Source organism: Herbaspirillum sp. C7C8, assembly GCF_022627875.1.
In the GTDB taxonomy this organism is placed as follows: domain Bacteria; phylum Pseudomonadota; class Gammaproteobacteria; order Burkholderiales; family Burkholderiaceae_D; genus Herbaspirillum.
In genome coordinates this window covers 1-19,056 of sequence record NZ_JABXGG010000033.1, presented here as the reverse complement: position 1 = coordinate 19,056, position 19,056 = coordinate 1, and the positions used below count along the sequence as shown (strand labels likewise).

Annotated in this window: 16 protein-coding genes and 1 pseudogene; 7 read left to right on the top strand and 10 right to left on the bottom strand. The window is 56.8% G+C overall.

Annotation, left to right across the window (positions count from 1 at the left end; translation table 11 throughout):
- Positions 1-68: 68 nt before the first annotated feature.
- Positions 69-326, top strand: a pseudogene (locus tag HWE01_RS22130) (DUF4158 domain-containing protein); the annotation flags it as partial.
- Positions 327-439: 113 nt separating this feature from the next.
- Here HWE01_RS22130 and HWE01_RS22125 read toward each other — a convergent pair.
- Complete coding sequence (locus HWE01_RS22125) at positions 440-1,027, bottom strand: SLATT domain-containing protein (protein ID WP_077235921.1); 588 nt, start codon at positions 1,025-1,027, stop codon at positions 440-442.
- A 298-nt stretch (positions 1,028-1,325) separates the two neighbouring features.
- Entirely contained in the window at positions 1,326-2,288 is a 963-nt protein-coding gene (locus HWE01_RS22120; RefSeq protein WP_241822904.1) for a site-specific integrase, read from the bottom strand.
- Positions 2,289-2,474: 186 nt separating this feature from the next.
- Between HWE01_RS22120 and HWE01_RS22115 the strand changes: the two genes are divergently transcribed.
- On the top strand, positions 2,475-3,506 hold the full coding sequence (locus tag HWE01_RS22115; protein WP_241822903.1) for a DNA-binding protein: 1,032 nt from the start codon (positions 2,475-2,477) through the stop codon (positions 3,504-3,506).
- 187 nt (positions 3,507-3,693) lie between these two features.
- Here HWE01_RS22115 and HWE01_RS22110 read toward each other — a convergent pair whose 3' ends face one another.
- From HWE01_RS22110 to HWE01_RS22075, 8 genes are all read right to left on the bottom strand, one after another.
- Complete coding sequence (locus tag HWE01_RS22110; protein WP_241822902.1) at positions 3,694-4,185, bottom strand: 3'-5' exoribonuclease; 492 nt, start codon at positions 4,183-4,185, stop codon at positions 3,694-3,696.
- A gap of 11 nt (positions 4,186-4,196) precedes the next feature.
- Positions 4,197-4,823, bottom strand: coding sequence for a 3'-5' exonuclease (locus HWE01_RS22105; RefSeq protein WP_249791713.1), 627 nt, complete (start codon positions 4,821-4,823; stop codon positions 4,197-4,199).
- A 459-nt stretch (positions 4,824-5,282) separates the two neighbouring features.
- The gene (locus tag HWE01_RS22100) at positions 5,283-6,806 is read right to left on the bottom strand and encodes a TniQ family protein (protein ID WP_241822901.1); all 1,524 of its coding nucleotides are present in this window, start codon (positions 6,804-6,806) and stop codon (positions 5,283-5,285) included.
- Between the two features lie 36 nt (positions 6,807-6,842).
- Entirely contained in the window at positions 6,843-7,820 is a 978-nt protein-coding gene (locus HWE01_RS22095) for an AAA family ATPase (RefSeq protein ID WP_241822900.1), read from the bottom strand.
- Positions 7,821-7,833: 13 nt separating this feature from the next.
- On the bottom strand, positions 7,834-9,846 hold the full coding sequence (locus HWE01_RS22090) for a Mu transposase C-terminal domain-containing protein (protein WP_241822899.1): 2,013 nt from the start codon (positions 9,844-9,846) through the stop codon (positions 7,834-7,836).
- Entirely contained in the window at positions 9,843-10,382 is a 540-nt protein-coding gene (locus HWE01_RS22085; protein ID WP_241822898.1) for a hypothetical protein, read from the bottom strand. The genes HWE01_RS22090 and HWE01_RS22085 overlap by 4 nt, the downstream gene beginning before the upstream one ends.
- Positions 10,383-10,954: 572 nt before the next feature.
- A complete protein-coding gene (locus HWE01_RS22080) occupies positions 10,955-11,785 on the bottom strand; it encodes a transporter substrate-binding domain-containing protein (protein WP_008328983.1) in 831 nt (276 codons plus the stop codon).
- A 301-nt stretch (positions 11,786-12,086) separates the two neighbouring features.
- Positions 12,087-13,016 (bottom strand): LysR substrate-binding domain-containing protein, encoded by a 930-nt coding sequence (locus HWE01_RS22075; RefSeq protein ID WP_008328980.1) that lies wholly within the window; start codon positions 13,014-13,016, stop codon positions 12,087-12,089.
- A 100-nt stretch (positions 13,017-13,116) separates the two neighbouring features.
- On the opposite strand from HWE01_RS22075, the gene HWE01_RS22070 reads away from it, so the two are divergent.
- The 5 genes from HWE01_RS22070 to HWE01_RS22050 all read left to right on the top strand — a co-directional run bounded on the left by HWE01_RS22070 (position 13,117) and on the right by HWE01_RS22050 (position 18,943).
- A complete protein-coding gene (locus HWE01_RS22070; RefSeq protein ID WP_241822897.1) occupies positions 13,117-14,274 on the top strand; it encodes a trans-sulfuration enzyme family protein in 1,158 nt (385 codons plus the stop codon).
- A gap of 63 nt (positions 14,275-14,337) precedes the next feature.
- Positions 14,338-14,988, top strand: coding sequence for an amino acid ABC transporter permease (locus HWE01_RS22065; RefSeq protein ID WP_175344919.1), 651 nt, complete (start codon positions 14,338-14,340; stop codon positions 14,986-14,988).
- Positions 14,985-15,755, top strand: coding sequence for an amino acid ABC transporter ATP-binding protein (locus HWE01_RS22060; RefSeq protein WP_241822896.1), 771 nt, complete (start codon positions 14,985-14,987; stop codon positions 15,753-15,755). The genes HWE01_RS22065 and HWE01_RS22060 overlap by 4 nt, the downstream gene beginning before the upstream one ends.
- A 171-nt stretch (positions 15,756-15,926) precedes the next feature.
- The gene (locus HWE01_RS22055) at positions 15,927-16,649 is read left to right on the top strand and encodes a MotA/TolQ/ExbB proton channel family protein (RefSeq protein WP_241822895.1); all 723 of its coding nucleotides are present in this window, start codon (positions 15,927-15,929) and stop codon (positions 16,647-16,649) included.
- A gap of 137 nt (positions 16,650-16,786) precedes the next feature.
- Entirely contained in the window at positions 16,787-18,943 is a 2,157-nt protein-coding gene (locus HWE01_RS22050) for a TonB-dependent siderophore receptor (protein ID WP_241822894.1), read from the top strand.
- Positions 18,944-19,056 lie beyond the last annotated feature (113 nt).

Below are 19,056 nucleotides of genomic sequence, written 5' to 3'. Positions count from 1 at the left end.
GATCATTACACCGGCTTTGTTCATCTCGCTTTCTCCGTCATCCTCATGCGGCGCTATTTATGAAATGAGTTCTAGTAAATCTTAAATGCTTTCAGTTCTTGCGGTATTTCCCTGCGATCGAAGCGATCCCCGCTGACGTCGTCGAGCATGTCTCGGCTAGCCTTGGGATGCAGCCCACTCAAAGCATCACTTACCCGGCGGCCCACAGCGCGCTTTACCGGCACCACAAAGTGATTCGTACGCTACTAGGCGTGAAGCCATACACTGACGCCCACACGCGAGGACTGGCGATCGACCTCGCCAAGAAGGCCGCTAGTGTAGTTGATCTTGGTGATACTTGCGTAGGAGGTCGAGATTTCGCCCGCATTCTGGACGACCAAGTTGCCACGAAATTGCTGGAAAAGAGACGTGCTCATAATTTTTATCGTTATTTTATGACTTAGCAGAGGCGCGTCTTCAACGCCACCGCCCCCAGAACAACGACAACCGTGATGACTGTTATCTTCGCGCCAAATGGCACCTTGTCTTTGATGAACTTGAAATGGAGCTGCTCGTCCATCCAATCGATCTGTGACTGGCCGAAAAACTTGATGTGCGCGTACCAGTCACTCAAGAAGATATGCTTGCTCATGCCGTATTCCAGCGCAGCCTGCTGGATTTGCTCGTGCTGCAAAATGAAAGGAGCTAGATCGGCCCCCTCGGCCTGGGATTTGACCGTCTCGTAGAGCACTCTAAGCTCGTGAAAACTGGCGGTCAGTGCTTTTCCATTTTTGACGTATTGGTCTTTGGAATCGTTGTAGGTGTTGAACGTGATAGAAGCCACGCCAATGATCGTGAATGCTGCGGTGACGAACTTGTCTTCGAACTGAGGAACGAACAGCGACAAGATGCCCGCGGCAAGCGAGGCCAATCCAATCCACCCCGGCAGCTTTTCTACCATATCTAGAGTAGCAAAGTGCTTCTTGGCACCAAAGCCCACGTTGTACCCGGTGGTGGCGATTAGCTTGAGCAAAGAGTCTCTATTCATCCTGAGCAAAATTTTTAGTTGTAGTTCGCGGGGATTACAGGAGGTGTCAATGGGACGCGCGCTCAATGTCGGCTGATCACGCAATGATCAGTAACGTCCCCTGGCTGACGGTAAGCCCCCACGGCCCCCTCCCACCGATATTACCCGAAAAGCCACCCCAAACTTGCAGGAGTGTTACGCGTTTTGGTGCCCGAATTCGAACCCAAAGAACCAGATTTCCGCATCGCAACTTATTTCGATTCCTGCGCAAAATTAGCCTCCCATGCGCTGACAAAAATCATCGCCGGCTACAAAAGGATCAAGATTGGTCCGGCAGTGGCAGAGTTTTAGGAACGAGCCTCTCCAGCATCTCGCGGTGGTAGGGATCCGGCGAATCAACATAGCGAGAAGCCGAACTGACGTTCTTCCATCCCACGTATTCCATCAGCGCCCGCATCTCCCAACCATTGGCACTGGCCCAGCTAGCAAAGCCTCGGCGTAACGAGTGCGAGCTATAGAGGTGTACATCCGTGACCCCGGCAGCCTTTAAGATCCGACGGAGCAAGGGAATGATGCTCGCCGCATTGACGGCCCCGTTGCTGATCGTACCCCAGCGGTCAATCCCTCGAATGACGGCACCCGATTTGAGCCCGCTGACAGCCAGCCAATCAAGGTAGGCTGCAACCGGGCATAGCTTTGATAACGCGGGCGTTTTGTAGGTGGTGCCCTTGAGGCTTCGATCGGTCTTCGTGCGTGGTAGGTAGATGCTCATGCCCTCGCCGGGCACGGCCTCGATACGATCGATTTCCAGCCTGGCCAGCTCATCACTGCGAAAGCCGCGCCAAAATCCAATGAGCAGCAACGCCTTATCGCGGGTGTGACGGAGCAGATCGCCGAAGCGACCCTGGTGCCGTGCTTGCTCACGCTGCTGTTCGAGCCAAGCGCAGGTCTGCTCAAGCGCATCAAGCTGCAGCGGCTTGGCCCGCTTTTCTTGCGCGGGATGCAGTTCCTGAATGCCGCGCAGCATCTTGCGCACCACAGGTGCCTTAGTCGGGTCAGGAAAACCTTGGTCGACGTGCCATTGACCGAGGGCAGAGATGCGTTGTTTCAGGGTGTTGTGCGCCAATACGCCCGCATAGGCGGCCAGGTACCGCACGATGCTATCGGCGGTAGCCGGCAAAAAGCCGCCCCATTCAACCTCGAAGTGGTTCACTGCGGCGCGGTAGCTTTTGCGGGTATTGTCCCGGGTGGCGGCGCGCAAGTAGTCGTCAATCTGGATCATGGCGCTTGAATCTCAAAAAGGCGGCATTACAGGTGGATGGGGTTGAATGAGGTCAATTTTAGCCCATCAGGAGACATAACGATCCAATATTTAATCTGTATATCTCACCGGAGTAGTCCAGAAAGATCTTCTAATTTGGTATGTAAATACGTATTATGTAATACATTATCAAAAACAAGGATCGCTATGGCGCGCACCGGCTTATATAAATCCGATGTCAAGAAGGCACGTGACACCTTACTGGCCGTGGGCCGGCGTCCCTCTGTGGACGCCGTTCGCATCGAGTTGGGCAATACCGGCTCCAAGACCACGATTCATAAATATCTCAAGGAGCTGGAGGAAGAGGACGGCAGCTCCGCTGCCCCTTCACGCACGATCAGCGAGGCCATCCAGGATCTCGTGGAACGCCTTGCAGCTCAGCTGCAGGCCGAGGCGGACGTCCAGGTAAACTCCGCTCGATCCGAGGCTGATTCCGCGACAGGTCGACTCCTTACCGAACTAGAGACGGTGCGCAAAACGGCGGCCGACTTGACGGCGCGACTGGCCCAAGCTGAAGCCGCCCGGACGCATGAGGCCCAAGTTCATGACCAGACACGCGCCCAGCTCCACGAACAGATTGCCGGCCGCCGCGCGCTTGAGGCGCAGGTGCAGGCTCTTCACGACCGGCTTGCAGAGAACGAGCAGCATCGAAGTTCTTTGGAAGAAAAACATCAGCATGCCCGGGAGGCGCTTGAGCACTACCGAACCGCAACCAAAGAACAGAGAGAACAGGATCTACGACGCCATGAGCAGCAGATCCAGACCCTGCAGGCCGAGTTGCGCCAGCTCAGGCAGGAAGCCATCGTTAAACAGGAGGAAGTGACCCGCGTCAACCAGGAAGGCGTACGGCTAGTCGCAGAGCTGTCGCACGCACAGCAAGCCCTTTATGAGCAGCGCAGTGTTGCGGCGCGGCTCCAGCAAAGAATTGACACATTGCAAGACGTCGCAAACCGAAATCAGATTCTAGAATCGCAGCTCGCCGATAGGAGCGCTGCCAATGAGCGGTTGCAGGCCAGTCTGGGGCGTGCGGAGGAAGAAAATGCGACAGCGGCTCAGTTGTTGATGGCAGCTGAAATCGAACGCGCAGCCCTGCAAGCAAAGCTGGACGCGCATGAAAGCCTCAGCGCGGAATTGCGCGCTCATTGGCGAGACGCCGGGCTGTCGCCTCGCAAAAAATAGCTTGCACCTCCTTATCCAGTGGGGTGACCGGACCTAGAAAGCGACGTCAGACCGCCATTTGACTGCAAGCTTCAGCACAACGCGTACAGGGGAACGTCACCGTACGCTCGTCACAGGGAAAACGCGCTTCACGCTGCGATTCCCTAATATGACGCTCTAGCAGCGTCTCCAGTGCTGTCCTGACGATCTATGCGATGGTCTCTCCTGCAGAGGCTGGAGGCAATTCACGAAAAGCGTAGCAATTTGCCTTGGCGTCATTCAGGGCGTGATGCTCGGGCAGCTTATTTTGCTTGTGGAACTCGTACCGCAATAGCTCATTGATACGGTCAGCAACAAGCCGGCGCCGACACCATGGCGGCACCTGTCCATCCAACACATCGTAGAAGAGATCCCAATCCGTCTGGTAGTCGTAGCAAATGAAGACTTCTTGGTCCTTCGGCCGTACCAGCCTGAGCCAATTGGTCATCTGCAGGTAGAGTTCATCCTTGGTCATTTCCGCATGTGGCGCGTATCCCAAGAGCGGAAGGACGGCGGCCTTGACGAATTCGCTGCATTCCCGAACCTCGTAAGGAAGCTCGGCGTAAAACTCCTCGCCGCTTTGTGCGACCAGGCCGATGCTGATCAACTTCGGATCGAGAAAATCGGTGAACTCGGTGTCGATGAATACGTTGAATGACATCCTCTGGTCCTTTACGAAACAACCGCGCTGGCTTGACGCTGGTCCGCGAGCGTGGCATGTCCCAATACCCAGGGCATCAGCCTGGCGATATTGATTGCATCATCCAACCCGCGATGATGCTTCCCCTCTCGGCTGATTCCGCTCAGCGCGCACGCTCGGACCATGCCCACTTCCTTGCCGATGCGCTGGGCTTTCGCAAACAGTCGCTTGGCATTCTGGTGGGGCATGGTCAAGGGCATTGCGATCCCGTGGCGCTGGGCGTCCCTGGTCAGTTGCTTGTGATCGTAGTTTCCCCAGCTCATCCAGACGGTATCGGACGACACCACGTCGTTGACGAAGGCCCGCAGCGCCTGCGCGGCGACGGGAAACAGTGGTGCCTGATCCACTTCTTCTTGCGTGATGCCGATCAACTGCTTGCAAAATGGTGTGAGTATCGGTCGCGCCAGCGGCCTGACCAAGTGCTGAAACCGCTCAAGCACCACACCACCTTCGGTGGCCCAGCAGGCGCCGATTTCAATGATTTCCATCTCTTCCGGTGGGATGCTGCCGTCATCCGAACAGGTCGCTTCCAGGTCGACTACGAGAATTCTTCCCACATGATCCTCTTGATAATAGATATGGTCAGGCTTGGAGGCCAATTTCGCATGCGAAATTCGTTGGCCTTTAGTGACTAAAGGGGAGCCACAGCAGTCGTAACTTGAGCCGGCTCAATTTAGCAGCTACCTGATAACTATCGGGTAGCTGCTAAATTCTTGCTGCTGAATTTGCGGCCAACGCGAGTGGAAAATATTCGGCCGTTCATCGAACACGATGGGAGGGAGATGACGGTAATCGCAACGTCATGAATGGACAGGAACACACGTTGGCCAATCGTCCAGTCCGTCAATCCCTTCGGCCGTGAGACTTTGCCGCCACGTTCAAGGATGGTTGAGTAGGTTTGAAGTTTTTTCATACGACCCAATGGTGTTCCATCTCTCAATTATGACCAGCCAGATTACTTTTTCGGTTTTTCATACAGAGTTTATAGTAGCTTGTGGACACAAGTTATTCATGTCGTGGCTTGCTTAGCCTTAATTCGCTAAGATAGTCGAGCGCACTCAACGGCATATCTTGGCAAGCCTTGCGGCATGCTCCGCACGGTGAGAAGGATTTGATTGAATGGAAGCCAAAATGCCAGAGCAATCGAAGGGAACGCCACTCTGTTGATAAATGCGCACTGGCCGGCTCGGCGAATCGCATCCGGTGACGGCCCAGTATGACTCGAAAACACCTGTCAGCGCCTTGCTGTGCCACTCAACTGCATCACGTTTCGCGTCTTTCATAGCCAGATCCAGATATTCTCGGAAACTGCCGAAGCAAGATCTGCCCAGCACATGGTTTGCGACCCAGTGTTCTGCCTCTGGCGTCCATCCTGCTGGACACACCGGCGCGTGTGCTGCGTACCAGGTAATGAGGCCATAGGGGTCCTTGCGCATCGGTGCCAGCAGGTATCTGGGAACGCCACACGCCTCCCAGTACATACGCCAGCGTAGAAAAGCGAGCGCCACCGGGCAGAACGCGCCAGTTTTCTCCCCTTCCATGTGCCACCATAAGTGCTTGGCCGCACTGGAAATGCACCGCTGGTGCTTGAACAATAGGTGTCGCCAGAGATAGCGTCGAGTGGCGCTGTAGACCAAGTAGGACGATGCGATTTGCGCATCCCATGAGTTTTTGATGTCGCGTGAGGATAGCTGATCAATTAGGATTCCCAATGGCTTGCCTCGCCTCGTCTTATTTCCGGTGCGCGTAGGGGGAACGCGAGGCGTCCGCCGTGACACCAAATCAAACGATACATACCGCAGACAAGATTGGCTAGGTAGCGTTTCCGCCTGCAGCTCGTTAATAATCTGACTGACGAAACCCGTATAGTCAGCTTGGACCCGTCTCCAATCAGCGCTGGACATCGCCACCTCTCCCAGCCCTACCGCTTTACGGCGGCGATTCAAGTCGAACTTGACAGGGATCATTCGATCTTCAAACAAAATGAGCTGCGCTACATTATCAATCCAGCCTAGTTCCTGATCTCGCATTTTGAGTGAACGAAGATTCCCTTCCCGCAGGCGCGGAGCGAAATCTGCTCCGCAATGTGGGCAACTAAAGGGGGAAGCGAATAGTTTCGGCTCCAGTGCATAGCGGCTTTCGTGTCGGCACTTGGGACAGCGGTTCCGCAAGGCTTGGCCATGCGCCGGGCAGACAGATACGAGCGAGAGCTGGAATAGCGCCGAATGGAAGCCCGAGTGTGCGCACTTAGGGCACCAGCGCAATACGTCTGAGGAGTGTCGGCGCGAGTTAACCAAATTTTCCAGCAAAAATGCTTGAGCGACACTCTCCGCCGGCAAACGCATATGCCGTGATATAGCTTCTTTATCGAACAATTCTCCAGACCGAAGATCAACGTTGGGAGATCGCAGAATTGCTGTTCGGCGTCCACAGTCAGGGTGTATAAACACGTCAGCTAGTTCGCGTGCACCCATGGCATTCAGGCGGGCGAACTTCGACAGCAGTCCGAAGGCTGAATCGTAACCGGTCGCCCAGTCATCGCGCCAACACCAAGCCTTCTCCACCTGGATAGGCGTATCCAACACGATCCGGGCCGCTCTTATGATCCGGCCGCTCATTTAATCGTCAATCATGACCATGCGCAGTTCTTCCTGCGCCATCACGAAATTGCACGCGGCTACGGCACTCTTCCATACCTCGGGGCTGAATGTGAAACCATAGTCGTCATGTTCCGCGTTTTCAATCAGAGCAATTTCGACAGTACGTGCGAAGTACTGCATAGGCACCTCGAGCGCATATTCGAACCGTGCCTGCTTGTGCGCATCAAGGAAGGCATTCCAGAGGGGAGCAGCCTGGTTCACCAAGCGAAAGCCCGTGCTGTACGCTGCCGGCAAGAAGTAGCGTGTGTACGACCAATCCGAGCGCTCTGGATAGTAGGTTTGATCATAACCAGCGAGACAGGTAGCGGCATCGTCGGCCGTCACCAACCCGTGGAACTGCAATTCATCGATCATGAATCGAGACACAATATGGGTCTGCCTACTCAGGCGAAATGCGCTTTTCTGGTTCAAAAGGTCGGGCTGCCCGACTAGCAGGGTCGTCATACGGACTCCACGGCGCTCAAGCTCATCATGCACGTCCCGCAGCCATTCGTACTCGATTACATCTAGACGTTGTGCCTCATCGGCGAAGATGACGAACCAGTTATAACCCGAGCGCTCTACTAGTTCGACAATTTTGTCGTTGAGTTTTGCGCGCTTTTTTGCGATCGTCCCGGTCAATGCCCCAGGATGACCCGCCGCAGCCAGCAGTACCGAAAAAAAAGCATCCTCAGAACGATGGCGCTTCATCTGACAGCCGAAGTTGAGCATGACGGCCTTTGGATAGTCTTCCCTCAGTACATTCATCACATACCGGACCGCGTAGGTTTTTCCGAACCGCGGGTGTGCATAGACGATCCCGCCGGGGGTGCGCAACCGGACCAGCTTCTTCACCCGAATATATAGGTCCTCGATCGACGAAGTCGGGACAATATACTTCTGCTGAACGAGCGGATGATCATCGAACGGCACAGGACGTGTATAGGTTTGGGCCACGGCTGGACTCCCTCTAGAAAGTGATGGTGCGCTTGATCCTCAAAGTCTTGGGTTGCGGTGCTGGTGGATCGATCGGCGAGTCGCCTTGATCCGCGGCGTCGGGAACTTGTTGGGCTGCTGGTGGCGATTGCCTGGGAGCCCCCGCGGCAGACTCGGGTAGAGGAAGCTTGGGCGAAAGCTCGCGGCTTTGCGTGTGCGCCTTGGCCAGCGCAGTGGCGGCCCTCTTATCTTTCTTAGCGTTCCCGCGCTTCATCTTTTCCCATGCCTCTATTGGATCGTCACCTTCGCGGTATTTGAGCTTTCCCAGTCGTACGAGACGACTGATCTCGCGGCGCACGCGCACGGAATGAGGTGTGTAGCACCATGGATGAGCAGCCGTCAGCATGCCGAGTTCAGCACCGTCCTCGAAGAACGCCTTGACGGTGCGGATGTCACGCACATCGTAATAGATGCGCAGCTTCTTGCCGATAAGTGCAGGGTTACTCGAAAGGATTTTGCTGGTGTATTTGACGTTCAGGAAGTTGACGTGGGGGCGCACACGTTGCTGGAGGCTCCCATGAATAGTCACCACCCTTGCCTCCTGCAGCAGGCAGAGGTTTTGCCGCACGACCGCGGGGAGTGTGCGCAGGTATCCCTTTTCTCTAGCAAGAAGCTGCCCCATAGCCTCCAGCGGCGTCCGATTGATAGTACCGTGCACTTGCCCGTTGTAGTCGGCTACAGTCACTTCAATCATATCCTCCAGCTCTTCAAGCTCGACCAGGAGCGATAAATCGCCCTTCGGATCGGATAGGGCGCGCTGGATCGATGTAGGATCGCTACCCGTCGTACCTGGTAGTCGGTGCGCGAAATTCTCAGCGATCAGTGAAAAGAAGCGCTCTATGAACGGACGCTTGTCCGGCTCCCTCGACGGACCATTGTCGGGCCAACAGCCAACGATGTGTGTCAATCTGGCGACGGTATCTACAGACAGATGGGCCTTGGCACCATCGAAACGCAGCCATTCCCAGCATGCGTACTGAGTCTGCGGGAAGACCGAAGAAGGAAAACCGCCGCCCTCGCGTATGGCCAGGCCAGGGATTTTGTATTCGCGAGGACGAAATGGAACAAGCGCAGCCTGAAACGCTGCCGCCACGTCGTCTTTATTGTATTCCTGCGAAATGGCAAGACGATAGCCGATCACGGCGCGACTGGCGATATCGATCAGGACAAGGATCCAGATCTTAGTAAGCTCGACTAGATCCTGGAAGCCATGGGGGTCTGTGATACGCAGGCTGACGCGCAAGTCGATCTTATGTCCGTCGAACTCGACTACCTCGAATGCGCGTGTAGCAGGTGGCGCCTGGTCCATGTGTTCAGGAGCACCGGGTGGGACGCGCATCGCCGTGCGACTGCGCGCTGCAGACTCGAAGGTGCGCTCGTCATAACGCCGAAAATATTCGGCCAGAGAGCGCAAGCCTGCCATTGCCTGGTTCAACGGGTACTCATGAGTCCTAATACCCGCCTTGCGGCACTCGTCGAGAAACCCCTTGTGGATCCGTTTGATGGATTTGCGGACCTCACGCGGCACACCATTGATAGGTTTGTGCCGCATCTTTGCCTGCTTGAGCAGAAACTGCTCAAGCGACGGATACCGCTCCAGCAGCAAGCCAAACGCGCCAGATAGTCCCACGCCTTTGGCAGCCGCCGCGTTGTTAATGCCCCGCACTCTTTCGTAAGCTTTGAGTCGCGCATATGGAATTGCCCCGCGAAAGCCGAAGATCTGCCCGTCCGTATGCTTTGACAGGCATCTCTCGATGATTCGGTAGACCGTCTTGGGGTCCACCCCAGTGCTCAGCTGGATCGCTCGCATTGTCATGCCCGGCTCAGTCAAGAAAAGCGAAATTGCCTGCTGCCGTGCATAGAAAACGGCTCGTTCTGTGTCTGACAGTGCCGAGGGATCCACGGAGGGCCAACTGGCCACATCACGCAAATAGTCCGGAATTGATTCGCGATCTGCGGCGACGCGCATTGAGGGCTGAGTGGTCATGCTAGCTCCATGATCGACGCCGGCCCCAAGGGTTCACTGGCCATGTCAGGGCAGCGGATCACGCCCATATGCAGCAGCGAATAGGTAGTTGAGCGGACCAGTACGGGATCATGATCGCGCAGTAGGGAGCAAATGGCAGATAACGGCCTAGGGCATTCCAGACAGTCGCGCACGGCGTTCTCTAAAGGCTTTCCGAGGTAACGCCGGTTCGCCGACAGGTCGCGAACGATCATGCCCCAGTTATTCAGGAAGATCCGATTAGCATTACCAGGAGCAACCTGCCGTACCTTGTACGCGTGTTTCCCTGCCCAAGTGCGGAGCGCCGAGACCGCCTCGTCGCTAGCGTCGTCCGCCGCCTCTTTATGCCCGACCAACCAGAGCTCGTCGTAATCGCGGAATCCGGCCCAGAAATCAACTACGCGCTTAGGTTTATGATCAGGAACGTAGAGCGGTCGCTCGCAATATTGAGTGACGTTTGGGTCAGCTTCAAGCAGGAGCCAAGCTTCGAGCTGATCTTGCCCGAAAATGGTGAGCATCCGGTTTACCTTGATCCCGAAAACGTCATACCGATGGCTCTTATAAGGCCTGGAACTGGTTACCGCTGCTTGGAACCGCGCTGTCGTCGCCATCGCCACTCCAGACTGCCCGAAGGAATTGCAATGCTACATCTAATGGCAAATTTGCTTCACGTGCTCGAGAAGAGATTTTGCAAACACGTCGAAAATACAACAATTAAAACAAGGGGTTAGCTCAGCTTAATCTGAACTGATTCCAAACTTATGGACTAGCTGGAGTCGACCAGCGTGGTGCATGTCGAGCACTTAGGGATACGGCGGAAATTGGCAAAATCGCTTCAATTTATTTGGAAGTAATTTTGCCAACAAAAGGAGAAAGTATCCTTAAAATTCAATGACTTAAGAAACTTTGTAGATGGATGCATTTACTTCAATGGACGACGCTCCACCCGCTGCCAGTTCATTTCTTTTGCGTACATAAGTTTTACTTTATGACTGCAGCGGGACGTGTCAAGCAAGGCTGGCCGACCTCTTCCATCGTCGCACATCCGTATTGACAGCGCCCCGGCAATTGGAAATTCAGCAGAATGTTATCAAGGCTGCTGCATCGCCTTCTGGATATCACCCACCATATCGAATTCGGCGCCCACCCAGCGGCGCGCCAGTCGATCGATGGTGCCATCGCGTGTCATGTCCCCGATGGCCTTGCTGACCGCCTCCTTCAACGGCTGCTGACCCTTGGCGATGGCCGGTGCCGACAACTGGTAGATCAGCACCGGTCCAACTTCCTTGATCGGTAACTTGTTCACGTTGGCGTATTTCATGCCGCCGAAATGTGAACTGATGACCGCGTCGATGCGCCCATTGCCCAGATCGTTGAAGACGAAACCACCATTGTCATACGCGCGGATATCCGATGCCTTCAGGTTGGCGCGCGCCCAGCTTTCGTTGGTGGTGCCGGTGGTCACGCCGACCTTCTTGCCCTTGAGATCAGGCTGGTCCCTGATGCTGGTATTGCTGGCCAGTACGAAGATGCGGAAATCCTCCACCCCATACGGCGCGGCGAAATCCACCTGCTTCTCCCGTTCCGGCGTGGGCGTCAGGTCATTCATCACCATGTCGTACTTGCCGGATTTCAAACCTTCGACGAAATTCTTGAAACTGTCGGCCACGAACACTACCTTGGCCACACCGATGCGCCTTGCCACTTCCTTGGCGACCTCGACGTCATAGCCGGCCGGTTGCAACTTATCATCGATCAAACTCCAAGGCGGGCTGCTTTGCGTGTTGGCAATACGGATCACACCCGATGCGCGTGCACTGGCGAGAATGTCGGCCGATATGTTCTGGGCTCCCACGGCAGCCGCTACGGTACTGAGCAGCATGGCCGTCAGGCCGGTCGGAATCAAATGACGTAACTTCATGGTGCTATCCCCTCTTGATCATCAATGAAATCGGAAGCCCATTCTGTGGGCAGTCCAGGGGGATCAGCAATCCCTGCATGTTTCTTGACTGATAAGCTGAACTTATAGTCTTGGTGCTAAAAGTGATGAAGCCATTAGATATCTTGCACCAATCCGGCACAGAAAAACGAAGGCCAGGGCCTGTCGCCCTTCCCCGTTCGGCCTTCATTGAGGCGCCCCTCTCTCCCTACCTACATCGCCTTGCACCAGACACGTGCGCAGCGCACAACCCGGTGCATGGCCGTGAAAACTCACGCACGCCTCAGAAGGCGCCGGGTTTCTGGTACAGCACCTGGCGCAGCGAACTCATGTCCGACTCCATCTGTATGCGCATCACCCGCAACAGCTCCTTGGCATTCTCCGACATCGGCACTCCAGGCCGGAACACCAGCAGCGCCGTGAAGTTGGCCGTCACTTCCATCGGTTTCAAGCGCAGACCCCGCGTGACGTAATCCAGCGCCAGGATAGGATGTGCCATACCCATGCCCACACCGCGCATGGCGAATTCGCACACCGAGTTGGAATACGGCGTCTCCAGGATGGGCCGCAACACTTTTCCCTGCAGAATCAACTCCTGCTCCAGGCGGCGACGGCTGGCGTCTTCGGGATTGAGGGCGATGAATGGATGTTCGAGCAGGTCGTCAGCGGTAATCAAAGGCTTGCCTGCCAATGGGTGTCGCTCGTTCATGACGATCACGCCGGGCACGCTGGTGAATTGCGAATGCTCGAGTCCGGAGACCGACAGTTCATCAGCCATCAGCCCAAAATCCAGCTGCCCCGCGCTGACCTGCTGGTAGACCTCGCGCGAACTCATGATCTGGAACGACATCTGTACACGCCGCTCGCCCAACCCGAAAGCCGCAATGGCGCGTGGCATGAAACCGTTGCCCAGCGCAGGAAACGAGGCGATGGCCAGACGCCCCAGTCCGAACGACCGCAGGCTGCGGATGCGGTGCTCGATCATCTCGAACCCGGCGAAGCAGCGATCGACCTCCACGATCAAGGCCAGCGCCTCCTGCGTCGGCACCAGCCGGCCACGTGTGCGTTCGAACAGTCGTAACTCGGAAGACGCTTCCAGCTTGCGGATCGACTGACTGATCGCCGGCTGGGATACGTTGAGCAAGGCGGCGGCCTTGCTGGTGGTCCCGGCACGCATGACGGCGCGGAAGACCTGAATGTCTCGCATGTCCATATATAAGTATCACTTATAGAGTTAATCCTATGTGCTGTTGATGGCGCCAGCGCGAATTCGGATACTGGGCTTCTCTTTTTTAGATTAACAAATTAATCGCATGAGTCTCCCTACTTCGTCGCAACAAGCGTTCGCCAGTCTGTCACCCGCTGTGATGCGCGCCTCCACCGTGGTGTTCGACACCTTCGAGGACTTTGTCCAGCGCAAGCAGCGCCAACCCGATGGCTTCAGCTATGGTGTCACAGGCACCCCTACGGCACGCCTGCTGGAGCAGCGCGTGGCTGCTCTGGAAAACGCCCGCCACTGTGTCATCGCCCCCTCCGGCGCAGCAGCCCTGATGACGACGGTGATGGGGTTCGTGCGCGGCGGGGACCATCTGCTGGTCTCGGCAGCCTGCTATGGTGCCCTCAAGACCTTTGCTGAGAAATGGCTGGCGCACATGGGGGTGGAGGTGGAGCTGTATCGCCCTGATATCGGCGCCGATATTGCCGAGCTGATCAAGCCGACCACGCGCATGATCTGCATGGAAGCGCCAGGCACGGTCACGATGGAGATGCAGGACATCCCGGCCATCACTGCCGTTGCGCGCCAACGCGGTGTGCTGACCATGCTGGACAACACCTGGGCCAGCCCCCTGGGGCTGAAATGTCTGGACCACGGTGTGGACTTCAGTATCCAGGCCGCCACCAAGTTCCTGGGCGGCCACTCTGACGTGCTCATGGGCTGCATCAGCATGAATGACCACGGTCACTACGACATCCTGCGTGAGACCCAGAGCATCCTTGGTCAGCAGGTCAGTCCCGAGGACTGCTTCCTGGTCCTGCGCGGGTTGGAGACATTGCAGTTGCGGGTGCAGGCACAGGGTGCATCGACGCTGCAGGTGGCGCACCATCTGGCCCGCCATCCAATGGTGGAACGGCTGATGTATCCGCCGCTAGAGTCCGACCCTGGTCATGCGCTCTGGAAGCGGGACTACAAGACCCATGGCTGCCTGTTTTCGATGATCCTGAAGCCTGCACCGGAAAGTGCCTTCCACGGTTTCTTCGACGCCCTGCAGCACTTCGTCATCGGGGCCAGCTGGGGCGGCGTGCACAGCCTGGCGGCGTATTATCCGGCCGCCTTGCAGGCCAATCGCGCTTTCCCGGCGACCGACCAGCCGGTGGTGCGCCTGTCCATCGGTCTGGAAGATCCGACCCTGCTGATCGCCGATCTGGATCAGGCACTGGCACAGTATGCAAACGCTGCAGCGCAGGCATGATGCACGCGTCAATGACCACAGAAGCGGTGCCCAAATGCAGGCACGGCAACCGGGAGGAGAACCATGATTGATCTGTTTGTCAGGGCACTACCGCTGCTGGAGAAAGCGGTGGTGGTGACCATCGGGCTGGGACTAGGCTCGTTCGTGCTGGGCTCGGCGCTGGGCATGCTCATTGCGCTGGCACGGATTTCCGATGCGCGGCCACTGCGCTGGCTTGCGTTCGCCTACGTGTCGGTGTTTCGCGGCACACCGCTGCTGATCCAGATTCTGCTGATCTATTTCGGTCTGCCCAACTATGGCATCACCATCGATCCCATTCCCGCCGCGCTGCTGGCACTGACGCTTTTCTCGGCAGCCTACCTGAGCGAGAACTTCCGCTCCGGCATCAATGCGGTAGATCGTGGTCAATGGGAAGCCGCGTGGGCCATGGGCATGGGCTACTGGAAGACGCTGTGGCGCGTGATACTGCCGCAAGGCCTGCGCATAGCCATTCCCCCCGTGGGCAGCCGCCTGATCGCACTGATGAAGGACACCTCGCTGGCCTCCACCGTAACGGTGGTGGAACTGACACGCGTAGCCGATCAGCTGGGGGCGACCACCTTCCGCTACATGGACATGTTCATCATCGTCGGGACCATCTACTGGATCATCAACCAACTGCTCACTCTCCTGCAAACCTGGCTGGAAGAGATACTGTCGAGGCGCTATCAATGAATCAGTCTTCCCAATGCACCGTCCGCGTCAGTGGACTGGCCAAGGCATACGGTGCCAATCAGGTGCTGCGCGACATCAATCTCGAAGTCGCACGCGGTGAAGTGCTGGTCATCATGGGCCCGTCCGGCTCGGGCAAGACCACGTTCATCCGCTCACTCAATCTGCTGGAACTGCCGGACCGCGGCAGTATCGAGATCTGTGGGGTGAGGCTGAGCGATCCTGCGACATTGCCGGCGCGTGAACTGCGACAAAAGACGCTGCAGATCCGGCAGCAGACAGCCATGGTGTTCCAGTCCTTCAACCTGTTCCCGCACATGACGGCGTTGCAGAACGTGATTGAAGGACTGATCTCGGTCAAGGGCGTTGCCAAGGGAGCGGCCCGTGAGCGTGGTCTTGCGCTGCTGGGCAAGGTCGGGCTGGCGGAGAAGGCTGATGCGTATCCGGGCAAGCTCTCCGGTGGACAGAAACAGCGTGTAGCCATTGCCCGTGCACTGGCCATGGATCCGGAAGTGATCCTCTTCGATGAGCCGACCTCGGCATTGGATCCGGAACTGAGAGATGACGTCTTGAACGTGATGCGCGAACTGGCAGGCGAAGGCATGACGATGCTGGTCGTTACGCACGAAACCCGCTTCGCCCGGGAAGTGGCTGACCGCATCGTCTTCATGGAAGGCGGGCACGTGCTGGAAGACACCACCCCTGCCCTCTTCTTCGGTGCTCAGGGTAGCGAGCGTTCGCGGCAGTTCCTGGGACGTCTGCACGAATGATGTGAGCAAGCTGGCGAATTACCGTGATCAATCTGTGCACTACGGTACAGCACCTGTAGAGAGAATGTGACAATTTGTCGCACGCATCACATCGGGTCCTGCGCGCATAATTCGAGCCTTCTCCCATCCAGGGCGAGTCAACGTGCCTCGCCCCATGAAGGCTTAAACATCATGGAAGTCAGTCCTTACGGCCCTCAGAGTTTGTGGGCGCAGGGTGACATCGTCACGCGCGCAGTCGCCCTCCTGCTGATAAGCATGTCCATCGCCTCCTGGCATGTCATGCTGACCAAGGCACTTGACCTGCTACGCATGCGTAAATCTGCGGAGGCCGCCCGTCGTGATTTTTGGACAGTCGCCGACCTGGAGGGCGCCCTGGCTACTTTAGGGCATGACAATCCATTTGCCGCGCTCGCCCGTGCGGGCAGGACTGCGCTGTTTCATCATCAACAGCATCGTGGATATTTGCATGAACAGCTCGCTGTCAGCGACTGGATCACCCTGGGCTTGCGACAGTCCATCGATGAAGCTGCTGCGCGTCTGCAAGCAGGCATGGCCGTTCTGGCATCCGTAGGGTCCACAGCGCCGTTCGTCGGTCTGTTCGGAACAGTCTGGGGTATCTATCACGCACTGGTCTCCATCGGTACCACCGGCCAGTCAAGCATCGACAAGGTTGCCGGCCCCGTTGGAGAGGCGCTGATCATGACTGCGCTGGGACTGGCGGTAGCCATTCCCGCCACCTTTGGCTATAACGCGCTGGTTCGAGGCAACAAGAGCACGCTGGCACGCCTGAACAAGTTCGGTTTCGACCTGCATGCGTTGTTCGTGACTGGCGCTCGTGCAGCGGCGTACCAAGTCAATGAATTGCCCTTGAGCGTGGCGCCGTCCCCGCGGTAGAACATACGCGAGCCTGGCATGTCGCTCCGGCGGTAAGGCTGATGAGCCGTTATCCGACCTTCTCCGAGTTCCTGTCCAACAGCCAGAGAATTGAAAAATCAGTTTGCTTTACGGTTGCCAGAAAATTACTTTAAACGATGAAAAAGACTTCCCTGGCAGCCGCCATCGCATTGATCTATCCATTTGTAACAGCCGTCATGGCGCAATCCAGCAACGCCACCTCGACACCCATCACCAATGCGGTTGCTGCTGAAAGCATTTCAGACAAGCAGCCTGTGTCTTCGGAGCTTCCTGAGGTTGTCGTTACAGAGGAGAGTCCGGGCTACGCTGCTTCACGGTCCAGCTCGGCGACGCGCACGGATACACCGTTGCTGCAGACACCGCAGTCTGTCTCTGTATTGAAGCGATCCCTCCTTGATGACCAGGACGTCCGCAGCCTCTCCGATGCACTCGTCAACGTTTCCGGGGTGGTGCCGACCAAGCCGGAGGAAGCATTGCTGATCGCTCCCATCATTCGAGGGTTTCCTGCTGAGACCTATCTGGATGGCCTGTCCATCTTCGGCGGAAATCAACAAGCATTCAATCCAGCAGGTTTGGTCGGCGTCGAACGCATCGAAGTGCTGAAGGGACCAAGTTCGACCCTGTATGGTGGTGGCCTGGGCTCTCCCTTGGGCGGACTCATCAACATCGAGTCGACGCGTCCCGAGATTGGCAGCAATGGCGGCTTTCTTGGTGTACGAGCCGGCAGCTACTCAACCACCAACCCCTATGGCGACTACAACGTAACACTGAGCGACAAGCTGGCAATACGTCTCGCAGGTGAATACCAGGACAATACAAGCTGGATCGACAAGGTCCACGGGAAACGCGTATTTTTCCAGCCCAGCATCCTGTTCAAGCCCGACGCGCAGACCGAGATTCTTTTTTCTGGCCAGTACAACCGTACCCAGCAGCTTGAGTACTCAGGGCTGCCGGCTCAACAGGCGCTGGCGGGTCAGCTTTATCGCAATGCCTTTCCAGGTGCGCCCAATGGCCAGCCCATGACGGATATCAACAATCGTCTCGGAAAGATCGAGTTGCGCCACAAGTTTGACGACGGCGTTCGCCTGGAGGCGTCCGCACAGTTCTACACCAGTAACGTTGGCCAATACGGAAGCTTCATCTATCCGGCACTGGCAGCGCCCAATGCTTCTACGCCCACCACCTATCCGATCTTCCCGCTCACCATGAGCACCAGAACGCGCGAAACCGCTCTCGACGCGCATTTGATCGCGCCAATGAACATGCTGGGCGGCCGTCACGAATGGGTCGCTGGGGTTGCATACGACCTGACGAAGTTCTATTCGGGGATGGGCTTTGATGGGACTAGCGTCGGCTCGATTGATCTTTCCGACCCTCAATACAACCTCGCCTTTGGCGACAAGACCCCCATCAACTCCACGCAGACGGATCGCTACCGCACGCTCGCAACTTACGTGCAGGACCAGGCTCACTATGGTCGCTGGCACTTCACTGGTGCACTGCGCCTGACTCAGCTTGAGTTCCAGGAGGCCGAACAGGGGACCGACAAGACTTACCACCATGTTTCGCCGCGGGTAGGCGTCAATTACGACCTTCTGCAAGGACTGGCACTGTATGCGGGTTATGCGACTGCCTTCCGCGCACCATTCGGTTTCATCGGCTCAACGGTACCCAAGCCCGAGACCTCCAGGAACATCGAGCTTGGTATCAAGCTTGACGATAAAGTGCGGAAACTGTCGGGCACGCTGGCCGTGTTCGAACAGACCCGCGACAACGTCGCTACAGCGGATCCCAGCAATCCCCTCGTGTCGATTCAGACGGGGCAGCAACGCGCACGCGGATTCGAGGCCGACATGACCTGGGAACCGGTGCGAGCGTTGTCCTTGCTGGCGAACTACGCCTATACCCAAGCGGTGGTCACGCAAGACAACACGATCCCGGTTGGGGACACACTGGCCCGCGTGCCAAGGCATAGCGGACGCCTGGCCTTCCGCTATCGCGTACTGGATGGCGCCGCTGAGGGATTGTCGTTCGGAGCCGGTATCACGGCACTCGGTCGGCGTCAGCTGACCTTGCCCAATACCGTCTCCGTGCCAGGCATGGCGACTGTGGATGCCCAGGCAGCCTATGATTTTGGTCGGTACACCCTTCAGCTTTCCGGATACAACCTGACGGGACGACGAAGCTACGAGTCCTATCAGTATTTTGGCTTTCCGGTCGTCATTCCGACACAGCCGAGATCGTTTTACCTGACGCTCAAAGTCAATATCTGAGCACGGCAGGTGGTGTTGTCATGGAGGTCAAGCTTATTAGAACCCATTTCATAAATAGGCGTGAGTGCGAGCGAGTCCCGTTTGGGATGAAGTGCAAGGCGCGAATTTGGGTC